A 23,654-nucleotide genomic window follows, 5' to 3' on the forward strand; every position below is an offset into this window, starting at 1 on the left:
GAGTACCAGTCTCGCGCACCTGTGGCGACGCGTTGCGCGGGCGGTCCCAGAACCGGTCCGGCACCACACGATCACCGTGCGTATCCAGGCGATTACATCTGGAGTTTGTCCTGATATGCGGGGACTGGCGGCGTTGATGATTCTGGCGGCGGTCACGCCGACTCCGGCCCAGGAGCGAATGTCCGGCTATCACCATCTCGGCGCCACCACGCTCGGCGAATGGTACGGCGCGTCCGCGCGGCTGACCGTGGTGGATCCGGAGGTCCGGCCCGGCACGCACGACTTCGTGGCGGCCCGGCTGCTGGCCAAGCGCGAGACCGAGGACGGCGTGGAATGGCTGGAGGCGGGCTGGGCGGAGACCGGCTGGGGCGGCGACGGGCGGCAGCGGCTCTACACGTACGACAGCGCCTCCGCGAGCTGGCGGTTCCACGACGCGATCCCGCTGCGGCCCGGCGACGAGGTCTGGATCGACCTGCGCACCGGCGAGGACGGCATGTGGCAGGCGTGGGCGTGGTGGCGGGGCGAGTGGCACCTGCTCGCGGAGAAGCACCTGCCGATCGGCCCGGCCGGGCGGATGGAGCAGTACGTCGAGATCTACCACGACGACAGCGACGGCCCGATGTACGTGCCGCACGCGGAGATCGACTACGCGCGCGTGCGCACCGGGCCGGACGGCCCGGACGTGCCGTGGACGCCGCGCACCGCGCCGAGCGCCACCGGCGAGGGCGCCGACGGATACTGCGTGGAGTGGCAGGCGCGGTACGCGTTCTGGTCCGCGGGGACCTGTTAGACGCCCGCGTACGAGTGCAGGCCGCCGAAGAACAGGTTCACGCCGAACAGGTTCATCAGCATGGTGAGGAAGCCGACGATCGCGATCCAGGTCGCCACGTTCCGCCGCACGCTGGGCGTGGCGCGCGCGTGCAGGTAACCCGCGTAGACGATCCAGGAGATGAAGGCCCAGACCTCCTTGGGGTCCCAGCCCCAGTAGCGGCCCCAGGACGCCTCCGCCCAGATCGGGCCCGCGATCAGCGCACCGAACGTCCAGATCGGGAACGCGAACGCGTGCAGCCGGAACGTCAGCCGCTCCAGCGCGACCGCGGCCGGCACGTTCTTCGCCAGCGAGTACGGGAAGGTGCGCTTGCCCTTCTCGTACCCGTTGCGCATCAGGTACAGCGTGGCCGGCACCACGCCGAGCAGGAAGATGCCGGACGAGGTGGAGACGGCCGCGATGTGGACGATGAACCAGGCCGAGTCGAGCGCCGGGACCAGCGGGCCGACCGGCGTATACGCCACCATGCCGGCCACGCCGAGCAGCAGCACCTGGAACAGCGCCACGAACAGGCCGAGGTGCCGCAGGCCGGGCCACCGCACCAGCACGACGAACCAGGCCGCGATGCCGATGAACGTGGCGGAGACGATGAACTCGTACATGTTGCCCCACGGCACCCGGTCGGCCGCGATGCCGCGGGTGACCAGCGTGCCGAGGTGGGCGAGCGCGGCGAGCACGGTGACGCCGACCGCCGCCCAGCCGATGACCGCGGGCCGCTTCCGCTCCCGCACCTCCACCGATGGCTCGGTCTTGAGCTCGGCCGGGCCGCCCGCGCCGGCCAGCACCAGCTCGCGCTCCGGTCGCAGCGCCGCGCGGCCGATGTGGCTGCGCGTGCCGAACGCGTACTCCGCCGCGTGGCAGATCATCGCCACCAGGTAGGCCAGGACGGTCACCACCAGCAGCTGATCGGAGAGCTCAGCCATCACTCGGTCCCTTCAGCGGTGTCCTCCGCCCGGCGCCCGCCCGGCCTGGTCGCGGCGACCAGCTCGGCGAACTCATCGGCGAAGCCCGGATAGTCGGTGCGCGGCAGCCCACCGGCCTCCATCAAACTACTACGTCCCGTCGTGGACGATTCTCCCAGGTCGGCGGCTGTGATGCGGAAGAACACGCGCCGTCGCTTGCCGTACAGCGAGAGCGTCAGTCCGATGAGGCCCAGCACCGCGCTGACCAGGACGAACAGCTGGCCCGGGTCCTGCCGGATGGAGATCGTGGCGTACTGGCGGGTGCCGACGAAGGTGACCGTGCCGCCGTCGTCGAGCGTCCACGACTCGCCCGGCCGCAGCAGCCTGGCCTCGCCGACCTGGGTGAGCTTGCCGCGGTCGATCTGCGCCTGGTTGATGGAGTAGACCGAGTTCGGGATGCCGGCGTCCTCGCCGAGGTTGCCGCGGTAGGCGATCAGCGTCAGGCCCGGGTTGTTCTCCGCCGGGTGCACCGACTGCACGACCAGGCCCTCCTCCGGCATGGTCGGTACGTAGATGCCCTGGAAGCCGATCTGCTGGTCGTCCTGCCGCTGCCCGGTCGCCGGATCCACGTTGGCGTCCGGGAACTTCGCCACGCCCTCGCTGGTCAGCAGCGGGTCGGTGGACAGGAACGGGCTGACCCGCTCCTGCGTCACGCCGTACCGGTCCGTGTACCGGATGACCGGCGCGTAGCCGTGGCCGAGCAGGTAGACGCTGGCGCCGTCGAGCCGCAGCGGCGAGTTGACCGAGAAGCGCTCGGACCGGCGCGCGCCGTCCTCGTCCACCGTCACGGTCGCCTCGAAGAACTCCGGCATGCCGGTCTCCAGGAAGTCCGCCCGGAAGTCCGTCAACTCCAGGCAGAACGGCGGCAGGTCGGCGTCGTCCACGCGCGGGCCGAGGCCGCTCTCGTCGAACTGCGGCACGCTGTTACAGAACGCGGTGTCCTCGCCGGCCACCAGGATGCGGTTGCCGTGCCAGCCGTACCAGCCGCCGAACGCGACGCCGGCCAGCACGGCCAGCAGCGCGCCGTGGAAGAGCAGGTTGCCGGTTTCCTTGGTGTGGCCCTTCTCCGCGCTGACCGTCCACGAGCCGTCGGCCTGCTCGCGCGCGGCCGTGCGCCACCGCGCCGCGCGCAGCGTCCCGCGGATCCGCGCGGCCGCCTCCGCGGGCGTGCCCTCGACCTCCTCGGCCGGGCTGGACGCGGCGAGCCGGTCCAGGCGGCGGGGCGCCTCCGGCGGCGTCATCCGCACCGCGCGCCAGTGCTCGCGGATGCGTGGCACGATGCAGCCGATCAGCGACGTGAACAGCAGCACGTAGATCGCGGAGAACCAGACGGACGCGTACGCGTCGAACGCGCCCAGCCTGTCCAGCGTGGGCGCCAGGTCCGGGTGGTCGCGGAAGTAGTCGGAGACCGCCTGCGCGCTCACGTTGCGCTGCGGCAGCACCGAGCCGGGAATCGACGCGATGGCCAGCAGGAACAACAGCGTCAGCGCGGTACGCATGCTGGTCAGTTGCCGCCACGAGTTGCGCAGCAGCGCCCAGGCCGGGTTCGGCCGCGGCGGCGTGTCCACGGCCGGCTTGTCGTCCACTGTGGTCACAGCAACACGTCCCCCACGCCGACGGTGGTGAGCAGCCAGATGAGGAACCGGTTCCAGGCGCCGGTGACCAGCGCGAGCCCGACCAGCACCAGCATGCCGCCGCCGATCCGGGTCACCCACTGGCCGTGCCGCCGCAGCGTCTTGAAGACCCCGAGCAGGCGCTTGAAGCCCAGACCGAAAACCAGGAACGGTACGCCCAGACCCAGGCTGTACGCGACGCCCAGCACGGCCGCGCGGTCGGTCTGCCCGGTCGCGGCGGCCAGCGCCATCACGGAGCCGAGCGTCGGGCCGATGCACGGCGTCCAGGACAGCGCGAATATCGCCCCGAAGATCGGCGCGCCGAGCAGGCCCGCGTCCGGCAGCCGGTTGATCCGGAACTCGCGCTGCATGCCGGGGATCAGGCCCATGAACGCCAGCCCGAGCACGATGATCAGCGCGCCGGCGCCGATCTCCAGCGGGCGCTGGTGCTTCATCATCAGGCCGCCGACGTTCGCCACCAGCACGGTGCTGAGCGTGAAGACCACGGTGAAGCCGGCGATGAACAGCGCGCTGCCGGCGAGCACGCGGCCGCGTACCGACGTGCTGGTCTTCTCCAGATCCGTGCCGGTCAGGCCGGTGATGAAGGACAGGTAGCCGGGGACCAGCGGCAGCACGCACGGAGAGAGGAAGCTGACCAGGCCGGCCAGCGCCGCGGCCAGGATCGCCAGGACGAGCGGGCCGCTCGTCGCCGTGTCCGCGAACGTGTCAGCCATGCTCCGCGGCCACCCTCTGCACCAGCGGGGTCAGCTCGCTGGCCAGCACCGACCGGCGGATCACCATGGCGATCCGGCCCTCCCGGTCCAGGATGACGGTGGACGGCGTGGCGCCCGGCGGGATGTCGAAGTCCAGGCCCAGCCGGTTCGCCGGGTCGAACAGGCTCGGGTACGTGACCCGCCCGCGCTCGAAGGCGATCGCGGCGTCCCGGTCGTCCCGGTTGTTGATGCCCAGGAACTCCACGCCGCTCGCCTTGGTGGCCTGGTACGTCTGCTCCAGCTCCTTGGCCTCCGCGCGGCACGGCGAGCACCAGGAACCCCAGAAGTTGACCACGACCACGTTGCCCCGGGCCGAGGCGAGGTCGTAGCGGGTGCCGTCGAGCAGCTCACCGGCGGCCGCGGGCGCGTCCGGCCGCTCGCCCGCCGCGCACTCGATCACGCCGTTCTCGCCGGTGGCACACGCGTCGGCCCAGTCCCCGCGCCCGGCGACCAGGCCCCCGGCCACCGCGCCGGCGATCAGCAGCGCGACGCCCGCCGCGATGGCCCTGGGCCTGGTCAGCACGGCCATCAGGCCCCCTTGGCCGTCCGCGCGGTGGGCGACATCGCGATCAGGTGCGCGGCCGGCTCGGAGTATCCGACGCCGACCACCTTGGCGCCCTCGAAGTGGAACGAGGTGAGGCTGGCCAGGCCGCACTGGCGCTTGCGCGGGTCGTGCCAGAGGCGCTTGCGCTCCACGTGGTTGCGCAGCGTCCAGATCGGCAGCTGGTGCGAGACGCAGAGCGCCTCGTGCCCCTCCGCCTCGACGCGCGCGGCCTCCAGCGCCGCGTACATCCGCTTCGCGATCAGCGCGTACGCCTCACCCCAGGACGGCGTGACCGGGTCGCGCATCACCCACCAGTTGCGCGGGTCGCGCAGCGAGCCGTCGCCGACCGAGACGCGCTTGCCCTCGAACCAGTTCGCGCTCTCGATCAGCCGGTCGTCCACCGCGATCGGCAGCCCGAACTGCGCCGCGATCGGCTCGGCCGTCTGCTGCGCGCGCTCCAGCGGGCTCGCCACCACGTACGTGATGTCGCGCTCCGCGACGGCCTGCGCCGCCGCCTTCGCCATCTGGACGCCGAGTTCGGAGAGGTGGTAGCCGGGCAACCGGCCGTAGAGGATCTTCTCCGGGTTGTGCACCTCTCCGTGCCGCAGCACGTGCACGACGGTCTTACTCGTCACGCCTTACCCCCTCTGGCCCGCCGCAGCGGCCGCACGCGCGGCCGCGGGGAGCGCCGCAGCGATGATCTCCAGTGCCTCGTCGTCGATCGCGGTCGACACGAACCACGACTCGAACGCGCTGGGCGGCAGGTAGACGCCGAGCGCGAGCATCTCGTGGAAGAACGCCTTGAACGCGGCGGCGTCCTGCGTCTTCGCGGACGCGTAGTCGGTGACCTCCGTGTCCGTGAAGAAGATCGAGAACATGCTGCCGGCCGTGGAGAGCCGGTGCGGCACGCCGGCCTCCGCCAGCGCCTTGGTGGCCAGCTCGCCGATCGTGGCGGCGGTCGCGTCGAGCCTCGCGTAGACCGCGTCGTCCGCCAGCCGCAGCGTGGTCAGGCCGGCGGCGCAGGCCAGCGGGTTGCCGGAGAGCGTGCCGGCCTGGTAGACCGGGCCGGCCGGGGCCAGCCGCCCCATCACCTCGGCGCGCCCGCCGAACGCGGCCGCGGGCAGGCCGCCGCCCATCACCTTGCCGTAGGTGAACAGGTCCGCGGCGACCGGGTCCAGGCCGGTCCAGCCGTTGCGGGAGAGCCGGAAGCCGGTCATCACCTCGTCGACGATCAGCAGCGCGCCGTGCCGGTGCGCGATGTCCGCCAGCGCCCGGTTGAACCCGTCCGCGGGGCGCACGACGCCCATGTTGCCCGGCGCCGCCTCCGTGATGATCGCGGCGATGTCCGGGCTGTTCGCGAAGGCCTCCTCGACGGCGGCGACGTCGTTGTACGGCACCACGATGGTCTCGGCCGCGCTCGCACCGGTCACGCCGGGCGAATCCGGCAGCGCCAGCGTGGCGACGCCGGAGCCGGCGGCAGCCAGCAGCGCGTCCACGTGGCCGTGGTAGCAGCCGGCGAACTTGACGATCTTCGAGCGGCCGGTGAAGCCGCGGGCCAGCCGGATCGCCGACATGGTGGCCTCGGTTCCGGAGTTGACCAGGCGGATCGCGTCCACCCCGGTGCGCGCGACCATCTCCTCGGCCAGCTCCACCTCGCCGGGCGTGGGCGTGCCGAAGCTCGTCCCCTTCGCGGCCGCCACCTGCACGGCCGCGACCACCTCGGGATGCGCGTGGCCCAGGATCAGCGGGCCCCAGGAGCAGACCAGGTCGACGTATCGCCGGTCGTCCGCGTCGAACATCCACGGGCCCTCGCCGCGGACCATGAACCGCGGCGTGCCCCCGACCGCGCGGAACGCGCGCACGGGAGAGTTGACCCCGCCCGGCACGATGGCCTTGGCACGGTCGAACAGGGCCTCGGAGGCCGGAGCCTCGGCAATGTGTGAGTCGCTCACGGTTCGCCCATTCTGTCAGCGCCCGGCGTAACCCGGGCAACCACCCCTGACCAGGAGTTGTCCGCGTCACCGGGCGCCGTGGCGGGCCTGCCGACACCCCCGGACGGGTTTCTCAACAGGCTAGCGAGGACAGATCGGGATAGGCTGAGCGAGTGGAGCGTCCCGAGCTGTCCATCGCGGTGCAGCGGACCCCCGGCGAAGTCGTGCTCAAGCTCGCCGGGGAGATCGACATGCTTACCGTCGGCCGGCTGTCGAGCGTTGTGAATGAGATGGTGACGGATCCGCCGCCCCGGATCGTCCTCGACATGGGCGGCATCACGTTCTGCGACTCCCAGGGCCTCGGCACGCTGGTGGTGCTGTCCCGCAAGGCGTCGTTCGCGCAGAGCGTGCTGATCCTCACCAACGTCGGCGACTTCCTCATGCGCGTCCTCGACATCACCGGGCTGCGGTCCGCCCTGATGATCCAGCCCTCCTGACCCGGCGGTGGGGGCCCCGACCCGGCCCCCACCGACTCTCGGGGTCTCAACTTCCCCAGCGCGCTGTCTCCAGGACGTGGACGGCGCGGGCGACGGCGGAGGGGTCGCCGGCACCGTCGCGCAGGATGGTGAGGGATTCGTCGACCGCCTCGGTCAGCGAGGCCCACTGGGCCTCGCGCTCGCGGACGGTCTCGGCCTGGAGCTGAAGCTGCCGGTTCTTCGACCACAAGTCGACGAAGACCGACACCTTGGCGCGCAGGACCCACGGGTCCAGCGGCTTGGTGAGGTAGTCCACCGCGCCGACCGAGTAGCCGCGCACCGCCAGATGCGAGTCGCGGTCCGCGGCCGTCAGGAAGATGATCGGCACATGCCGGGTACGCTCCCGCCGCTTGATGTGCCCGGCCGTCTCGAAGCCGTCCATGTCGGGCATCTGCGCGTCCAGCAGGATGACCGCGAAGTCGTCCAGCAGCAGCTGCTTCAGCGCCGCCTCGCCGCTCTCCACGGCCACCGGCTGCACCGCGATGCCCTGCAGGATCGCCTCCAGGGCCAGCAGGTTCTCCCGGCGGTCGTCGACTAGCAGGGCCTTCGCCACGTCCGTCATATCAGTTGATCTCCCGACCGCTGCCGTTGACCCAGGCGGCCATGAGCGTGATCAGCTCGTCCAGGTCGACCGGCTTGGTGATGTAGTCGCTGGCGCCGGCCGCCAGCGCGGACTCGCGGTCGCCGGGCATGGCCTTCGCCGTGAGGAAAACGACGGGCAGCTCCGCGAAGCGATGGTTGCGGCGGATGCTGCGGGTCGTCTCGTACCCGTCCTGGTCCGGCATCATCGCGTCCATCAGGACGATGTCGACCTCCGGGTGCTCGGCCAGCAGGCGGACGCCGTCGGCGCCGTTGTCCGAGTAGAGCACGGTCATCCCGTGCAGCTCCAGCGCGCTGGTCAGCGCGAAGACGTTGCGCACGTCGTCATCGATGATCAGCACGGTGGCGCCGTCGAGCTGACGGCTGCCCTGGACGGTGCGCTCCTCCTCGATCGGCGCGGTCAGCATCGGCATCGCCAGCGACGGCACCGGGCCGGACTGCGGCACCTGGATCTGCGCCTGCTGTGGCGCGGGCGCGGGCACCACCGCGTCCGGGACCAGCACGTCCGGTACATACAGCGTGAAGGTCGAGCCGTGGCCGGGCGCGGACGAGACCGTGATCAGGCCGCCGAGCAGGTTCGCGAAGCCGCGGCTGATCGACAAGCCGAGGCCGGTGCCGCCGTACTTGCGACTGGTCGTGCCGTCCGCCTGCTGGAACGCCTCGAAGATCAGCGACAGCTTGTCGTCGGAGATGCCGATGCCGGTGTCGCTCACCGAGAACGCGATCACCCGTTCCGCGGAGACCAGCGTCGGCACCTCGAACCGCAGCTCGGACGGGGCGTACCCGATGCTGAGACTGACCGCGCCGGCGTCGGTGAACTTCACCGCGTTCGAGATCAGGTTGCGGAGGATCTGCTGGAGGCGCTGCGCGTCCGTGACGATCGAGCGCGGCAGGTCGGGCGCGAGCGTGACCGAGAAGTCCAGCCCCTTCTCCTCGGCCTGCGGCTTGAACGCCTGCTCGACGTAGCCGCACACCTCGTCCAGCGCCAGCTCGCTCGGCTCCACGTCCATCCGGCCCGCCTCGATCTTGGAGACGTCCAGGATGTCGTCGATCAGGCTGAGCAGGTCCGAGCCGGCGCTGTGGATCGTGCGGGCGAACTCGATCTGCTTCGCGGTCAGGTTCTCCTCGGAGTTGTCCGCGAGCAGCCGGGCCAGGAGCAGGAGCGAGTTCAGCGGGGTACGCAGCTCGTGGCTCATGTTCGCCAGGAACTCCGACTTGTACGCGGACGCCCGGGACAACTGCTGCGCCTTCTCCTCCAGGCCGATCCGGGCCATCTCGATCTCGCGGTTCTTCGTCTCGATGTTGCCCTTCTGCTCGGACAGCAGCTTCGCCTTCTCCTCCAGCTCCGCGTTGGTGCGCTGGAGTTCGGCGGACTGTTCCTGCATCTCGTGCGCGAGCCGCTGCGACTGGGCGAGCAACTGCTCGGTGCGCCGGTTGGCCTGGATCGTGTTGAGCGCGATGCCGATCGTGCCGACCAGCCGGCGCAGGAACGACAGGTGCAGGTCGGAGAACGGACTGACGGCCGCGAACTCGATCACGCCGAGCAGCTCGCCCTCGAAGATCACCGGGACTATCACCAGGTCGGCCGGGGGCGTCTGGGCGATGCCGGAGCGGATCACCAGCCGCTGGTCCGCGGCGGCACCGACCCGGATCATCTCCCGGGAGATCGCGGCCTGGCCGACCAGCCCCTCGCCGGGCGCGAACGTGACCTCGTAGTCCCGGGCCACGTACCCGTAGGAGGCGATCAGGCGCAGCCGGGTCGCCGCGTCGCTGTGGTTCGCGTCCCCGTGATCGATCATGAAGAACGCGCCGACGTGGCCCTCCACCAGCGGCGTCACCTCGTGCATGATCATGCGGCAGACCTCGCTGATATCCCGCTGGCCCTGGAGCAGGCCACCGATGCGCGCGAGGTTCGAGTCGAGCCAGCCCTGCTCCGCGTTCTTCTTCGTGGTGTCGCGGAGCGTCATCACCATCTGGTTGATGTTGTCCTTCAGCTCCGCGATCTCGCCCATCGCCTCGACCGCGATCCGCTGCGACAGGTCGCCGCGCGTCACGGCCGTGGACACCTGGGCGATCGCGCGGAGCTGGGTGGTGAGCGCGGAGGCGAGCTGGTTGACGTTCTCGGTGAGGTCACGCCAGGTGCCGGCCACGCCACGGACCCGGGCCTGACCGCCGAGCTTGCCCTCGATGCCCACCTCGCGGCCGACCCGGGTGATCTCCTCGGCGAAGGAGCTGAGCTGGTCGACCATGGTGTTGACCGTGGACTTGAGCTCCAGGATCTCGCCCTGCGCGTCAACGGTGATCTTCTGGCTCAGGTCGCCGCGGGCCACGGCCGTGGTGACGGACGCGATGTTCCGCACCTGGGAGGTGAGGTTGGAGGCCATCGAGTTCACGTTGTCGGTGAGGTCGCGCCAGGTGCCGGAGACGCCCTTGACCTGCGCCTGACCGCCCAGCTTGCCCTCGGTGCCCACCTCGCGGGCCACCCGGGTGACCTCGTCGGCGAAGCTGCTCAGCTGGTCCACCATCGTGTTCACCGTGGACTTCAGCTCCAGGATCTCGCCCTGCGCGTCGACCGTGATCTTCTGGCTCAGGTCACCGCGCGCGACGGCCGTGGAGACCTGGGAGATGTTGCGGACCTGGGACGTCAGGTTGGACGCCATGAAGTTCACGTTGTCGGTCAGGTCGCGCCAGGTGCCGGCCACGCCGCGCACCTGCGCCTGACCGCCCAGCTTGCCCTCGGTGCCCACCTCGCGGGCCACCCGGGTCACCTCGTCCGCGAACGACGACAGCTGGTCCACCATCGTGTTCACCGTGGACTTCAGCTCCAGGATCTCGCCGCGGGCGTCGACCGTGATCTTCTGCGACAGGTCACCCTTCGCCACCGCGGTGGTGACGCTCGCGATGTTCCGCACCTGGGCGGTCAGGTTGGAGGCCATCGAGTTCACGTTGTCGGTGAGGTCGCGCCAGGTGCCGGAGACGCCCTTCACCTGCGCCTGACCGCCCAGCTTGCCCTCGGTGCCCACCTCGCGGGCCACGCGCGTGACCTCGTCGGCGAACGACGACAGCTGGTCGACCATGGTGTTGACGGTGTTCTTCAGCTCCAGGATCTCGCCCCGGGCGTCGACCGTGATCTTCTGCGACAGGTCGCCCTTCGCCACCGCGGTGGAGACCTGCGAGATGTTCCGCACCTGGGACGTGAGGTTGCCGGCGAGCTGGTTCACGTTCTCCGTGAGATCGCGCCAGGTGCCGGAGAGGCCGCGCACCTGGGCCTGGCCGCCGAGCTTGCCCTCGATGCCCACCTCGCGGGCCACCCGGGTCACCTCGTCCGCGAACGACGACAGCTGGTCCACCATGGTGTTGACCGTGTCCTTCAGCTCCAGGATCTCGCCCTGGGCCTGCACGGTGATCTTCTGGGAGAGGTCGCCGTTCGCCACCGCCGTGGAGACCTGCGCGATGTTGCGGACCTGCGCGGTCAGGTTGGAGGCCATCGAGTTCACCGAGTCGGTGAGGTCCTTCCAGGTGCCGGCCACGTTGGGCACCTCGGCCTGGCCGCCGAGCTTGCCCTCCGTACCCACCTCGCGGGCGACCCGGGTGACCTGCTCGGCGAAGAGCCGCAGCGTGTCGGTCACACCGTTCATGGTGGCGGCCAGCTCGGCCACCTCGCCCTTCGCGGAGACGGTGATCTTCTGCGACAGGTCGCCGCGGGCCATCGCGCCGGCCACGTCGGAGATGGACCGCACCTGGTGGGTCAGGTTCGACGCCATGGTGTTCACCGAGTCGGTGAGGTCGGCCCAGGTGCCGGAGACGCCGCGCACGTCGGCCTGGCCGCCGAGCTTGCCCTCCGTGCCCACCTCGCGGGCGACCCGGGTGACCTCGTCCGCGAAGCTGGACAGCTGGTCGACCATGGTGTTCACGGTGCGGCCGATGCGGAGGAACTCACCGCGCAGCGGCCGGCCGTCCATCTCCAGCGCCATGTGCTGGGACAGGTCGCCCTCGGCCACCGCCACGATCACGCGGGCGATCTCCGTGGTGGGGCGGCCCAGGTCGTCGATCAGTGAGTTGATGGCGCGTGCCCACTTGGCCCAGTCGCCCTCGTACGCCTCGTCGTCGAGCCGCTCGGCGAGCTGGCCGTCCCGGCCGACGATCCGGCTGATCCGGCGTACGTCCAGGTTCTGCCGCTCCTGCAGCGAGACCACGTCGTTGAACGCGTCCGCCACCTCGGCCGCCAGGCCGCTGCGCCGGGGCAGGCGCACCTTCAGGTCGCCGCGCCGCACGTCGCGGAGCGCGTCCGCCAGCTCGGCGAGGAAGATCGCCTCCTCGGACAGCGGAGTGACAGTGCTCACAGGTTGGGCCGCGACTGCGGCAGCGCGGGTCTGTTTCGCCGTAGTCATGGAAAGGTCCTCGCAGGCTCACGGTTCGGGGCTGATCCGGGCGTCTTACCACGCGTGTCGCGGGGTCGACCATGTCATCATTGCGCCTTTCACCCATCAGGTGCGAGCGTCCGGCTTGGAGAGGGCCACCCTTTCAGTGGAGGATGCAAGCGTGTCAGCCGAGGCGAGTGGTGGGCCGGACCACGTCCCCCAGCAGCACATGCGGCAGGAGCACGTCCGCCGGGTGCGGTTGCCCGCGGACCGGCGGACGCCGGCCGCGGCGCGCGCCGTCGTGCGCGCGGTCCTCAGCGAGGGCGGCCTGGACGAGCTGCTCAACGAGGCGTTGCTGCTGACCACCGAGCTGTCGACGAACGCGGTCGTGCACGCGCGGACCGAGCTGGAGATAGAGGTCGTCGCGGACGGGCACGGGCTCACCGTCACGGTCACCGACTTCGCGGCCGGCCAGTTGGAGACGCTGTCCGCGCGCACCCGACCCGAAGAAACCGATATTTCGGAAGTGTCGGAAAGGGGACGTGGGCTGCTGCTGGTCGACCACTTCTCCAGTCGCTGGGGCACCACCCACCTCCGCCACGGCAAGGGCGTCTGGTTCCGGCTCGACCGCAAGATCCCGGCTCCGGACCTGCTGCCGGAGATCGGGCCGCCGGAGAGCGCAGTCGGAGCGGGCGCCACGCCCAGCGCCAAGGCGCTCACCACGCTGCTGCAGTCCGTGCCGGACCCGTACGGCGACGACGCGCTCGGCGACTTCGCCACCGACCTGCTCGCGCGCGTCTGTGAGCTGGTCGGCGCCGCCGGCGGCGTGGTCCGCCTCGACCGCGGCGACGGCGGTGGGCAGCAACAACTCGCCCGGTACGGCCGCGCACCCCGCCCGGACGTGCCCACCGTGCGCGTGCCGCTGACCGTGCACCGGCCGTACAGCGGCGAGCTCGAACTCGACGCGGCCCCGTCCGGCTACGCGGCACCGCTGGCCACGCTCGTCGCCGAACGGCTCTCGCTGCACCTGGAGAACGACCGGCTCCGCCGCGCCGACCTGCGCCGGCAGACCTGGCTGACGTTCCTCGCCGAGGCCAGCGAGCTGCTCGCCCAGTCGCTCGACGTGGAACTCACCCTGGCGCTGATCCCGCAGCTGGTCGTGCCGCGGCTCGGCCAGTGGTGCGCGGTGCACACCACCGACGAGTGGGGCCGGCTGGAGCTGGCCACCGCGATCCACGCGGACGAGTCCGCGCTCCCCCAACTGCACGCCGCGCTCAAGGAGAGCGGGCCGGACTCCGCGCTCGCCCGGCTGCGCGAGGTGTCCCGTACCGGCGGGCAGGCGCCGCTCGGCGCGCCCACGGACGGCATCGCGCTGCCGCTGATCGCGCGCGGCCAGGCGCTCGGCACGCTCGCCGTGGGCCGGCACAACCGGCAGCGCCACGACCCGGACGAGGTCGCGGTGCTGGAGGACGTGGCCCGGCGCGCCGGGCTCGCCATCGACAACGCGCGCATCCACGACGAGCGCCGCCGGGTCGCGCGTACGCTCCAGCAGTCGCTGCTCCCGCCGGTGCTGCCGGTCGTGCCGGGCATCGGCTTCGCCGCCGAGTACGTACCGACCGGCTCGGACATCGAGGTCGGCGGCGACTTCTACGACGTGATGCCGCTCCCCGACGGCCGCTGGCTGGTGGTGGTCGGCGACGTCTCCGGCAAGGGCGTGCAGGCCGCCGCCGTGACCGGCCTGGTCCGCGACGTCATCCGGGTGCTGGCTCACGACGGCAAGCCGCTCCCCGAGGTGCTCGCCCGGCTCAACGACACGCTGGTCGAACGCGGCGGCGGGCGCTACTGCACGCTGGCGCTGGCCGCGGTCGGCCGGTCCGTCGACGGCCTGCTCGACACCACGCTCTACCTGGCCGGCCACGACCGCCCGGTGCTGATCCGCGCGGACGGGCGCGCCGCGTTCGTCGGCACCGGCGGCACCGCGCTCGGCCTGATCGACGCGATCGCCTCCCCGGCCACCGAGGTGCAGATCCGCGCCGGCGACGCGCTGGTCTTCTACACCGACGGCGTCACGGAACGCCGCCGGGGCCGCGAGCTGTTCGGCCCGGAACGCCTGCGCGCGGCGGCGGCGCCACTGGCCGGCTACTCCGCGGACGTGGTCGCGGCCCGGCTGCGCACCACCGCGATCGGCTTCTCGATAGACCCACCGCGCGACGACATCGCGATCCTCGTGCTGCGGAATGATCCGTAGCGCGACTTTCGGTGCTTTTATTGGGTTCGGCCGATGTCGCATGACTACGAGTCCGGCGTCTCCCACGTCGCCGTCACGCTCACCGGCCCGGGCGGCCGGACCGTCACCGGCTCCGCCCGCGCCCAGTGGTTCGAGAAGGACAACGGGGACTGCGGCGGCTCCTCCGGCGGTGACCTCTACGCGCCCTTCTGCGGCGTCCAGGTGGTGCTGCCCCAGCACGCGGCCACCGGCGTGTGGAAGCTGTCCGGAGTCACCCTCACCGACAACGTGGGCAACACCACCATCGTCACCGGCCTGTCCGGTTCCCCGGTCTCGGTGACCTCGAACGATGTGGTGAGCGTCCGCTCGTTCTCGGCGACGCCGAATCCGGTGAACAACTGGCTGGGCTCCGCGCGGACCACGGTGACGCTCGCGGTCGACGGGGCACGCGGCGGAGTGGCCACCGTGCGGGGCGAGTTCGACTACTCCCGGTGTCAGTCCTTCACCGCCACGCCGACGGTGAACGCGGACGGCACGGTCAGCGTGCCGGTCACGATGTTCCAGCGGAGCAAGGACTGCACGTTCTCCTCGCTGATCGTGACGGACGGGGCCGGGAACGTGGCGGTCTACGGCGCCACGCACGGTGCCCCGCGGACCGGCCTCACCATCGCACGGATGCCGAACACGACGCCGCCGACGCTGACCGGCTTCACCTGGAGCCGGCAGAGCTTCACCCGCGCCGAGAGCCAGAACTGGTGGACCTCGACCTTCCAGCTGTCGGCCACGCTGTCCGCTCCGGTCGCGCCGGTGCGCGGGTACGACCTCTCCGTGATCCTGCCGGACGGGTCGAGCCACCCCATCTCGACCGGCGGCATCGGCGGGACGCATGGCGGGACGCTTCAGTTCGACGGATATCCGCCGAGCCACCTCGAGCCCGGTACCTACCCGATCGGCCTGCGCATCCATGACGAGAGCGGCCTGAGCAGCTCCTACAACCTGCCGTGGAACGAGCGGAACACCCAGATCACGGACGGTTCGATGAGCATCACGATCACGCCCTGACGCCGGGCCCGGTCACGGTCCGCACGGGTTGACGGCCGCGCGGACCGGGGCCGGGGCGGCGAGGACGGTGCAGGTGCCGTCGCGGGCCAGGAGGATGCCACGGAGGGCGTCGAGGATGGCGGAGACCCGGGCGGGGGTGAGCGTGCCGGGGAGCGCGGCGTGGATGACGCCGACGCCGGCGCGGCCACGGACCGGGACGGGAGCGCCGACGGCGTCGCGCAGCGAGTAGACGGCGGCGTGCAGGTCGGTGGGGGGCACGTCGATGCGGAGGCCGACCTCGCCGTCGGCGAACGGGGCACGGCCCCACCACGGAGGTGGCACGGACGCCGGGGTGGCGTCGCCGCCGAGCAGGTCGACGAGGACGGCCGCGCGGACGCCGACCGGGGCCGGGTCGCCCTCCAGCAGGATGGCGAGCGTGCCGGCCGAGTCGCGGGTGCCGCGCTGGCGCGGGATGCCGGCGGGGCGGCCGGCGGGCAGGTCCATCTCGACCGCGTCCGGGTGGACGGCGGAACTGCGGATGCCGAGGACCAGGTCCCGCGCTTCGCTCGGGCTCGCCAGCGTGCGGGTCACCCAGAGGCGGGCGCCGGGGCGGGGCAGCACGCGAAGCGTGGCGGAGGTGATCAGACCGGGCAGCGGGTCGGCGCAGCCGGCGAGCCGGGCCGGGCGGCGCGGGAAGCCACCGAGCAGGCCGGGCGGCACGCCGGGGACGTCGCGGGGGAAGCCGCCGGCGTCGCCGAACGCGCGGAACGCGTCGCCGCTGAGCTGGAGCAGGTCGCCGTCGAGCGTGACGCAGCGAACGTCGAGGACCTGCTCCCGGGGTGAGCCCCAGCGGTGCCGGAGCGGGCCGGTCTCGTCCGCCGCGAGCACGCCGCCGATCGTGGGGCCCTCGGAGGGCGGGTCGATGGCGAGGCGGCGGCCGACGCCGGCGAGCACGGTCTGCACCGCGCGCAGCGGCGTGCCGGCACCGGCCTCGACCAGCAGGTCCGGCTCGGCGTGCCGGCGCAGACCGGCCAGGCGGCCGATGTCGACCAGCAGGTCCAGCCCGGCCGGCGGCACCCCCCAGTCGATCTTCGACCCGGCACCGCGGGCGGTGACCGAGAGCCCGTCGCGGGCGGCGAGCCGCAGCACCTCGGCGGCGCCCTGGGTGTGCGGCGGGGCGGCGACCCAGCGCGGCTCGGTGCCGGCGATCGCGTCGGCGGAGCCGCCCGGGCGGGCGAACTGCGGGCCGCAGATCTCCATGAGGCGACGCAGGATGGCGTCGCCGGCGCTGGATCCCATGACTCCCCCTGTCGGCGACGGCGGTTTATCGTACACATGTACGAACGACTCTCCGCAAGTCCTGAAGCGACCGTCCGTGCGGCGCCGGTAACGTGGTCAGGCGTGACCACCGAGACACCTGCCCACGCCCGGCCGCCGATCGCGAAGCGCGTGCCCACCGAGCGCACGCACCACGGCGACACGGTCGTCGATCCGTACGCCTGGCTGACCGCGAAGGACGATCCGGAGACGATCGCGTACCTGACCGCGGAGAACGAGTACACGGACACCGTCACCGCGCACCTGGCCGGCCTGCGGGAGAAAATCTTCTCCGAGATCAAGGAACGGACCCAGGAGACGGACCTGTCCGTGCCGTCCCGCAAGGGCGGGTACTGGTACTACTCACGCACGGTGGAGGGCAGCCAGTACGGCATCCACTGCCGGCGCGCGGTCGCGCCGGGCGAGACCGACCCGCCGATCCCCGCGGACGGCGCGCCGCTGGACGGCGAGGAGGTGCTGCTCGACGGCAACGCGCTGGCCGAGGGGCACGATTTCTTCGCGCTGGGTACGTTCGACGTGAGCCCGGACGGCCGGCGCCTGGCCTACTCCGTGGACTTCGCCGGTGACGAGCGGTTCACGCTGCACGTCAAGGATCTGAGCACGGGCGAGGTGCTGGCGGACGCGGTGCCGGAGGTGTTCTACGGCAGCGCCTGGTCCGCGGACGGCTCCGTGCTGTTCTACATGACCGTGGACGACGCGTGGCGGCCGTACCGGGTGTGGCGGCACGTGATCGGCACGCCGGCTGGGGAGGACGTGATCGTCTTCGAGGAGCCGGACGAGCGGTTCTGGGTGCACGCGAGCCTGACCCGCTCGGAGAAGTTCCTGCTCATCGAGGCGAGCAGCAAGATCACCAGTGAGGTGCGGGCGATCCCGGCGCACGCGCCGACGAGCGAGCCGGTGCTGATCGCGCCGCGCCGGCAGGGCGTGGAGTACTCGGTCGAGCACCACGGGCACCGCTTCCTGATCCTGCACAACGACGGCGCGGAGGACTTCGCGCTGGCGTACACGTCGGCGGACGCCCCGGGCGACTGGGTGCCGCTGATCCCGCACGAGCCGGGCATCCGGCTGGAGTCGGTCGACGCGTTCACCAACCACCTGGTGGTGTCGCTGCGCAAGGACGGGCTGACCGGCGTGCGGGTGCTGCCGATCGGCGGCACGGCCAGTTACGACCTGGAGTTCCCGGAGCCGCTGTACGACGTGGGGCTGACCGGCAACCCGGAGTACGACACCAACTCGATCCGCCTGCACTACGCGTCGTACGTCACGCCGGACTCGATCTACGACGTCGACCTGGTGACGCGCGAGATGACGCTGCGCAAGCGGCGCCCGGTGCTCGGCGGCTTCGACCCGGACGCGTACGAGCAGCACCGCGACTGGGCGCTCGCGGACGACGGCACCCGGGTGCCGATCTCGCTGGTGTCGCGCAAGGGCGTGGTGCGGGACGGCACCGCGCCGCTGGTGCTCTACGGCTACGGGTCGTACGAGTCGAGCATGGACCCGTCCTTCTCCATCGCCCGGCTGTCCCTGCTGGACCGGGGCGTCGTCTTCGCGGTCGCGCACGTGCGCGGCGGCGGCGAGATGGGCCGCCGCTGGTACGAGCAGGGCAAGCTGCTGGCGAAGAAGAACACGTTCACCGACTTCGTCGCGTGCGCGCGGCACCTGACCAAGGCCGGGTGGACGTCCAGCGAGCGGATCGTGGCGCGCGGCGGCTCGGCCGGCGGCCTGCTGATGGGCGCGATCGCGAACCTGGCGCCGGACGCGTTCGCGGGCGTGGTGGCGGAGGTGCCGTTCGTGGACGCGCTGAACTCCATCCTCGACCCGTCGCTGCCGCTCACCGTGATCGAGTGGGAGGAGTGGGGCAACCCGCTCGACTCCGCCGAGGTGTACCACTACATGAAGTCGTACACGCCGTACGAGAACGTGACGCAGCAGGCGTACCCACACATCCTGGCCATGACCGGGCTGAACGACACGCGCGTGCTCTACCACGAGCCGGCGAAGTGGATCGCTCGGCTGCGGCACGTGGTGCCGGACGGGACGTTCCTGCTCAAGACCGAGATGGGCGCGGGGCACGGCGGGCCGAGCGGCCGGTATGACGCGTGGAAGGAGGAGGCGTTCGTGCTCGCCTGGATTCTGGACCGGCTGGGCCGCGCCACCGAGCCCGCCCGAATCGCCTGACCGCAATGGGGGCGAAAGCCTAGAATCGGACTGTTCGGGGCCGGGCACGCGCACCCGGCCCCTTCCGGTTCCGGGCACCAGTCGGGGGAACGATGAGCAGCGACCACGCACCGCCGCTCATCCCGTTCTCCAGCCAGGGCGCCAAGCTCGCGCTGATCGTCGGCCTGGCCGCGGCCGTGGTCTCCGCCTGCTGCTGCCTGGGCGCCGGGCTGGCCGCGATCACCTGGGGCCACGACCTCTACCGCGCGGCCCTCGACCGCCTGCCCACCGCGGGCCTCAACCAGCCGGTACGGGACGAGCGCACCTCGTTCACCGTGCACGCGCTGCGCTGCGGCATCCTCACCATCGACGGCTACCTCGCCAGCCAGTCCGCGACCGGGCAGTTCTGCGTGGTGGAGCTGAGCGCCAGCAATCTCGGCACGCGCCGGGTGACGATCTCGGACGCGGCGCAGCGCGCGGTGCTCGCCTCCGGCCGCGTCTGCACCGCGGACACCATGGCCGGTGTGCTGGCCAACGGCGAGCGGCCGGTCTTCCCGACCGAGTTGCGGCCCGGCCGGTCCGTGACCGGCCTGATCGTCTTCGACATCCCGCACGACGCCGAGATCCGCCGCCTGGAGCTGCACGAGAGCCCCTCCTCCGGCGGCGTCCGCGTCACACCGCGCTGACCTCCGGGGTGGTTCGCCGCGACCACCCACGGTCCCGGCAGGGAGGCCGGCCACGGCCGACCGGTGCCCGCGGGAGCATGCGGGAGGTGGGCCCGCCGGAAGCGGGCGAACGAGATCAGTGCCGTCGCAGCGCGACGACCGCGATGTCGTCGCTCATCTCCTGGCCGGCGAGCTCGCTCAGCAGGCGGTCGCAGAAGTCGTCGAGGTGGTCGTCGACGCCGCCGGCGGCGGAGGCGGCCAGCGCGCGGAGACCGTCGTCGATGGTGGCGTCGCGGCGCTCGATGAGGCCGTCCGTGTAGAGCACGAGCGTGGCGCCGGGCGGCACGACGAACTCGGTGTCGTCCGGGCGGTTGGCGCGCGTGCCGAGCAGCGGGCCACGGTCCTCGATGTACTCCGGGCGGCCGTCCACGATGAGCAGCGGCGGCAGGTGACCCGCGTTGGCCATCCGCACGTGCCCGCTGGCCGGGTCGATCAGCAGCAGGCAGACGGTCGCGACCTCGCCGCTGAGCAGCGTCAGCATCAGGTCGTTGATCCGGGTGAGCACGGTCCCGGGCTGGTGCCCCTCGACCGCGTAGGCGCGCAGCGCGTGGCGCAGCTCGGCCATCACGGTGGCGGCGTGCAGCGAGTGTCCGGCGACGTCGCCGATCGCGGCCAGCAGCCGGCCGTCGATCATGGTCACCTCGTAGAAGTCGCCGCCGATCTCGGTGTGCGCGCTGGCCGGCTCGTACCGGCGGGCGATGTCCAGGCCGGTCACCTCGGGCAGCCGGCGCGGCAGCAGGCTGCGCTGCAGCGTGATCGCGATGCGGTGTTCCTCGTCGTACGACCGCTGCGCCTCGACCGCGGCCGCGATGGCCTGGGCGAGCTGGCGCAGCACGGGTGCGCCCGGGATGTTCGCCGCGGCGGGCACCGCGACGTGCACGGCGGGCCGGTCCGGGCGGATGCGGGTGACCGCGACGCCGACCGGGTCGCCCTCCGGCCACGCCATCAGCGACCAGGTCTCGGGCGGGTCGATGCGGAACGACGTGCCCACCGCGATCTCCTGGCCGGTGGCCGGCGACCACGGGCGCAGCATCGGCGTCTGCTCGGGGTCCTCACAGGTCGCGGCCCACAGCTCGCCGTCCGTGGTACCGGTGACCACGGCCGCCGGCCCTTTGAAGATCTTGGCGGCACCCCAGGCCGCGGCCTCCAGCAGCGCCGGGAAGTTGGCCGCCGAATTGATCGCCAGCGTGGTCTCGGCCAGCAGCGCCATCCGGTGCGCCAGCAGCTCCGCCTGCTTGCGCGCCCGGTAGTAGCGCAACACCGCCTGGGTGGTGGCGACCAGTTCCTCCGGCTCGATCGGCTCCACCAGGTACGCGTCGGCGCCCCGGTTCAGTCCGTGCGCACGGTCCGTCACGTCGACCGCGTGCGCGGAGACGTGCACCACCGGGAGCGCGGAATGCCGCGGGTTGCTCTTGATCCGTTCGCAGACCTCGAAGCCGGACATGTCCGGCAGGCGCACGTCCAGCACCACCAGGTCGATCGGCTTCACCTCGACCAGTTGCAGCGCGTCCGCGCCGGTCTCCGCCTCCACGACCGCGTAGCCTGCCCGGGACAACCAGCTCACCAGCAGGTAACGCTTGGTGGCGTTGTCATCGACGACCAGGACGGTCGCCGGATCGACGTGCACCCGGATCACTCCTCGTCACGTGGCACGGGCGCCGGGGACGCCGGCCGGCGCGGCAGCACGACGGTGAAGACGCTGCCCTTGCCGGGCTCGCTGGACAGGCGCAGCGAGCCGCCGAGCAGGGTCACCAGCCGCTGCGCGTACGGCAGGCCGAGCCCGGTCCCGGTGCGCCCGGTCGAGCTGCCGGGCACCTGGTAGAACTCCTCGAAGATACGCTCGTGCAGCTCCGGCGGGATGCCGATGCCGGTGTCGGCGACCTCGATCTCCCAGCCGTCCGTGCCGGTCGCCGGGCGCAGCGACATGGCGACCGTGCCGCGCTCGGTGAACTTGATCGCGTTGGTCAGCAGGTTGCGCAGCACCTGGGCAAGCAGCGCCTCGTCCGTGGTCAGCGTGGCGCCGGTCGGCGGGTCCTCCACCGTCAGCTCCACCTCCGGCCGGGTGATGATGGCACGGGCGGTGCCACGCAGCTGCCCGAACAGCGCACGCAGGTCCACCTCGCCCCAGGCCGGCTCCAGCCGGCCCGCCTCCGCCTTGGCCAGGTCGAGCAGGTCGTTGACGAGCGTCAGCAGGTCGGTCGCGGAACCGCGGATCAGGTCGACGTGCCGGGCCTGCTCCTCGGTGAGCGGGTCGGAGCCGGAGTCGGCGAGCAGCCGGGTCAGGCCGATGACCGCGGTGACCGGCGCGCGCAGCTCGTGGCTCACGTTCGCCAGGAACCGGCTCTTCGCCTCGCTGGCCGCTTTGAGCTGCGCGGACTTCTCGTCGAGCTCGTTGTAGAGCGCGACCACGCCGCGGTTGGTCTCCTCCAGCTCCTGGGACAACTCGTTGTAGAGCGCCATCACGCCGCTGTTCGTCTCGGCCAACTCGTCGCGCTGCGCGCGCACCTCGTCGAGCGCGGCGAGGAGCTGCCGGTTCTGCACGGCCAGTTCGTCGAGCGGTGTGCCGGGCGCGTTCGCGGACAGTTCCTCTCGCACGCCGGCGAGCCGATCGCCGGTCAACGGCGCCGCACCCAGCGGGAGGCGGCGGGAGAGCCGCACACGCGTCGCGTTGCCGTCACCGTCCACCTCCATCCGGTCCACCAGCCGGGCCGCCGCGGCCGCGGCCGGGTCACCGTCCAGCACGACGGCGGCACCGGCGGCCGCGACAATCTCCACCACCAGACTAGGAGGTGTTCCGGGTCTCGCAACAAATGCCACGTCCGCGCCGCCCGGAACGGTCAGCAGCAGCCGGCCGATGTCGCTCAACGCGGTGGCCAGCCGGATCTGGTCCTGGTGCTCCAGCCCGGCCGCGGCCGCCGCCTCACGTCCACGCTGCCGGATCACGAAGATGTCGCGCTCGCGGCGCAGGACCATGCGGAGCAGTACGTGATCGGTCACGATGGCAACCTCGCCGCCAGGACGCACGCGTCGTCACGGCGGACCCCGGCGTCGCGCAGCACGGTCGCCGCCACCAGCACCGGCGCGGCCGAGCTCAGGCCCGGGTAGTCGCCGGGTGACCAGCGGTCGACCACGCCGTCGGAGTGGAGCACCACGGCGGCGCCGCGGCTCATCGGGTACTCGTACTCCTTGATCTGGCGGCGCTGGTGACCGGCGATGCCGGGCAGCGAGATCATGCCGCGCCGGCTCACGCCGTCCACGATCGTGCCCGAGATGTTGCCCAGGCCGGCGTAGCGGACCAGCCCGGCGGCGGCGTCCAGTTCCGCGATGGCGAGCGCCGCGCCGCGCGTGTGCGAGATCGCCCGGTGCACGTTCTCCAGCAGCGACACCGGCGGTACGGCGGGCGCGTGCCGGAACGCGTTCACCGCGGCCTGGCTGGCGGCGGCCGCCAGCGGGCCGTGCCCGAGGCCGTCGCTGACCAGCACCTGGTGCCGTCCGTCGGCGACCCGGATCGCGTACCCGTCGCCGCTCACCGACTCGCCGGTGATCGGGCGGCTCATGCCGGACGCCCACGCCCGCTCCGGCGTCTCGCCCGGCCACACCTGCGCGGCGAAGACCGTGCCCTTACCCGGCACCGAGTGCATGTCGCACCAGCTGGACTGCCGGACGATCGCGCCGAGGCCGATGCCGAGCGTGCCGGCCGTGGAGTGCCCGTCCCGCATGAACCGGGGCAGATCGGCCATGCCGGGCCCGGAGTCGACCGCGAGCACCTCCACCCCGGCCTCGTCGCCGCTGCGCACCGTGCGCAGCAGCAGCGTGCCCTCGGTGGTGTGTTTGAGCAGGTTACTGGTCATCTCCGCGACCACGATCGCCAGGTCGCCGGCGCGTTCTGCGAGCCCGATCGTCTCGGCCAGGCGGTCGGCGGCACGCCGCACCGTCGACGCCACGCTGGCGTTGTCGATGCGGAACCAGGTGCCCTCGTCGGACATGCGCGCCCCTCTACCTGCTCAGTGCCCGAGG

At 71.9% G+C, this 23,654-nt stretch carries 18 protein-coding genes; 6 read left to right on the plus strand and 12 right to left on the minus strand.

All coding sequences use genetic code 11. The features are described 5' to 3' along the window. Positions 1–133: 133 nt before the first annotated feature. Positions 134–790: a hypothetical protein gene (locus tag J2S41_RS32555; RefSeq protein ID WP_310373748.1), complete on the plus strand. Its 657-nt coding sequence runs from the start codon at positions 134–136 to the stop codon at positions 788–790. Here the strand turns inward: J2S41_RS32555 and ccsB are convergent. From ccsB to hemL, 6 genes are read right to left on the minus strand one after another with little or no spacing between them, the layout of a single operon-like run. After that, the gene (ccsB, locus tag J2S41_RS32560) at positions 787–1,752 is read right to left on the minus strand and encodes a c-type cytochrome biogenesis protein CcsB (protein ID WP_310373749.1); all 966 of its coding nucleotides are present in this window, start codon (positions 1,750–1,752) and stop codon (positions 787–789) included. The genes J2S41_RS32555 and ccsB overlap by 4 nt on opposite strands. Beyond that, a complete protein-coding gene (gene resB, locus J2S41_RS32565) occupies positions 1,752–3,386 on the minus strand; it encodes a cytochrome c biogenesis protein ResB (RefSeq protein WP_310373751.1) in 1,635 nt (544 codons plus the stop codon). Before resB ends, ccsB begins: the two co-directional genes overlap by 1 nt. Next, the gene (locus J2S41_RS32570; protein ID WP_310373753.1) at positions 3,383–4,138 is read right to left on the minus strand and encodes a cytochrome c biogenesis CcdA family protein; all 756 of its coding nucleotides are present in this window, start codon (positions 4,136–4,138) and stop codon (positions 3,383–3,385) included. The genes resB and J2S41_RS32570 overlap by 4 nt, the downstream gene beginning before the upstream one ends. Continuing rightward, positions 4,131–4,706, minus strand: a complete 576-nt coding sequence (locus J2S41_RS32575) for a TlpA family protein disulfide reductase (protein WP_310373755.1) — start codon at positions 4,704–4,706, stop codon at positions 4,131–4,133. Before J2S41_RS32575 ends, J2S41_RS32570 begins: the two co-directional genes overlap by 8 nt. Next, the gene (locus J2S41_RS32580; RefSeq protein ID WP_310373757.1) at positions 4,706–5,356 is read right to left on the minus strand and encodes a histidine phosphatase family protein; all 651 of its coding nucleotides are present in this window, start codon (positions 5,354–5,356) and stop codon (positions 4,706–4,708) included. The genes J2S41_RS32575 and J2S41_RS32580 overlap by 1 nt, the downstream gene beginning before the upstream one ends. 3 nt (positions 5,357–5,359) lie before the next feature. Continuing rightward, positions 5,360–6,673: a glutamate-1-semialdehyde 2,1-aminomutase gene (gene hemL, locus J2S41_RS32585; protein WP_310373759.1), complete on the minus strand. Its 1,314-nt coding sequence runs from the start codon at positions 6,671–6,673 to the stop codon at positions 5,360–5,362. 152 nt (positions 6,674–6,825) lie between these two features. Here hemL and J2S41_RS32590 point away from each other — a divergent pair, with 152 nt between their 5' ends. Then, entirely contained in the window at positions 6,826–7,149 is a 324-nt protein-coding gene (locus J2S41_RS32590; RefSeq protein WP_310373760.1) for an STAS domain-containing protein, read from the plus strand. Positions 7,150–7,195: 46 nt separating this feature from the next. On the opposite strand, the gene J2S41_RS32595 is transcribed toward J2S41_RS32590, so the two are convergent. Next, a complete protein-coding gene (locus J2S41_RS32595) occupies positions 7,196–7,750 on the minus strand; it encodes a response regulator (RefSeq protein WP_310373762.1) in 555 nt (184 codons plus the stop codon). Between the two features lies 1 nt (position 7,751). Next, positions 7,752–12,131 carry a HAMP domain-containing protein gene (locus tag J2S41_RS32600; protein WP_310373763.1) on the minus strand — a complete coding sequence of 1,460 codons (4,380 nt, stop codon included), beginning with the start codon at positions 12,129–12,131 and terminating at the stop codon, positions 7,752–7,754. Positions 12,132–12,378: 247 nt separating this feature from the next. On the opposite strand from J2S41_RS32600, the gene J2S41_RS32605 reads away from it, so the two are divergent. Together J2S41_RS32605 and J2S41_RS32610 are read left to right on the plus strand one after the other, a co-directional pair. After that, positions 12,379–14,397 carry a SpoIIE family protein phosphatase gene (locus tag J2S41_RS32605; RefSeq protein WP_310376687.1) on the plus strand — a complete coding sequence of 673 codons (2,019 nt, stop codon included), beginning with the start codon at positions 12,379–12,381 and terminating at the stop codon, positions 14,395–14,397. Between the two features lie 33 nt (positions 14,398–14,430). Continuing rightward, positions 14,431–15,438, plus strand: coding sequence for a hypothetical protein (locus tag J2S41_RS32610; protein ID WP_310373765.1), 1,008 nt, complete (start codon positions 14,431–14,433; stop codon positions 15,436–15,438). Positions 15,439–15,450: 12 nt separating this feature from the next. Here the strand turns inward: J2S41_RS32610 and J2S41_RS32615 are convergent, their stop codons facing one another. After that, positions 15,451–16,716 carry an FAD-binding oxidoreductase gene (locus tag J2S41_RS32615; protein WP_310373767.1) on the minus strand — a complete coding sequence of 422 codons (1,266 nt, stop codon included), beginning with the start codon at positions 16,714–16,716 and terminating at the stop codon, positions 15,451–15,453. Between the two features lie 102 nt (positions 16,717–16,818). On the opposite strand from J2S41_RS32615, the gene J2S41_RS32620 reads away from it, so the two are divergent. Beyond that, positions 16,819–18,933, plus strand: coding sequence for a S9 family peptidase (locus J2S41_RS32620; RefSeq protein ID WP_310373768.1), 2,115 nt, complete (start codon positions 16,819–16,821; stop codon positions 18,931–18,933). A 92-nt stretch (positions 18,934–19,025) separates the two neighbouring features. Next, positions 19,026–19,598: a DUF4352 domain-containing protein gene (locus J2S41_RS32625; protein WP_310373769.1), complete on the plus strand. Its 573-nt coding sequence runs from the start codon at positions 19,026–19,028 to the stop codon at positions 19,596–19,598. 115 nt (positions 19,599–19,713) lie between these two features. Here J2S41_RS32625 and J2S41_RS32630 read toward each other — a convergent pair whose 3' ends face one another. The 3 genes from J2S41_RS32630 to J2S41_RS32640 are packed head-to-tail and all read right to left on the minus strand — an operon-like array spanning position 19,714 to position 23,623. After that, a complete protein-coding gene (locus J2S41_RS32630; RefSeq protein WP_374728291.1) occupies positions 19,714–21,270 on the minus strand; it encodes a SpoIIE family protein phosphatase in 1,557 nt (518 codons plus the stop codon). Beyond that, positions 21,270–22,610 (minus strand): ATP-binding protein, encoded by a 1,341-nt coding sequence (locus J2S41_RS32635; protein ID WP_310376689.1) that lies wholly within the window; start codon positions 22,608–22,610, stop codon positions 21,270–21,272. The genes J2S41_RS32630 and J2S41_RS32635 overlap by 1 nt, the downstream gene beginning before the upstream one ends. A gap of 20 nt (positions 22,611–22,630) precedes the next feature. Further along, on the minus strand, positions 22,631–23,623 hold the full coding sequence (locus J2S41_RS32640) for a SpoIIE family protein phosphatase (protein ID WP_310373772.1): 993 nt from the start codon (positions 23,621–23,623) through the stop codon (positions 22,631–22,633). Positions 23,624–23,654 lie beyond the last annotated feature (31 nt).

Origin of the sequence: Catenuloplanes atrovinosus, assembly GCF_031458235.1 — a bacterium.
In the GTDB taxonomy this organism is placed as follows: Bacteria; Actinomycetota; Actinomycetes; order Mycobacteriales; family Micromonosporaceae; genus Catenuloplanes; species Catenuloplanes atrovinosus.

What these genes read in the sequence shown, in the direction of transcription:
- J2S41_RS32640 (WP_310373772.1), bottom strand. Translation starts at nt 23,623, where the DNA reads ATGTCCGACGAGGGCACCTGGTTCCGCATCGACAACGCCAGCGTGGCG.
- J2S41_RS32610 (WP_310373765.1), top strand. Translation starts at nt 14,431, where the DNA reads ATGTCGCATGACTACGAGTCCGGCGTCTCCCACGTCGCCGTCACGCTC.
- J2S41_RS32605 (WP_310376687.1), top strand. Translation starts at nt 12,379, where the DNA reads ATGCGGCAGGAGCACGTCCGCCGGGTGCGGTTGCCCGCGGACCGGCGG.
- ccsB (WP_310373749.1), bottom strand. Translation starts at nt 1,752, where the DNA reads ATGGCTGAGCTCTCCGATCAGCTGCTGGTGGTGACCGTCCTGGCCTAC.
- J2S41_RS32635 (WP_310376689.1), bottom strand. Translation starts at nt 22,610, where the DNA reads ATGGTCCTGCGCCGCGAGCGCGACATCTTCGTGATCCGGCAGCGTGGA.
- J2S41_RS32615 (WP_310373767.1), bottom strand. Translation starts at nt 16,716, where the DNA reads ATGGGATCCAGCGCCGGCGACGCCATCCTGCGTCGCCTCATGGAGATC.
- J2S41_RS32575 (WP_310373755.1), bottom strand. Translation starts at nt 4,706, where the DNA reads ATGGCCGTGCTGACCAGGCCCAGGGCCATCGCGGCGGGCGTCGCGCTG.
- J2S41_RS32595 (WP_310373762.1), bottom strand. Translation starts at nt 7,750, where the DNA reads ATGACGGACGTGGCGAAGGCCCTGCTAGTCGACGACCGCCGGGAGAAC.
- J2S41_RS32570 (WP_310373753.1), bottom strand. Translation starts at nt 4,138, where the DNA reads ATGGCTGACACGTTCGCGGACACGGCGACGAGCGGCCCGCTCGTCCTG.
- J2S41_RS32625 (WP_310373769.1), top strand. Translation starts at nt 19,026, where the DNA reads ATGAGCAGCGACCACGCACCGCCGCTCATCCCGTTCTCCAGCCAGGGC.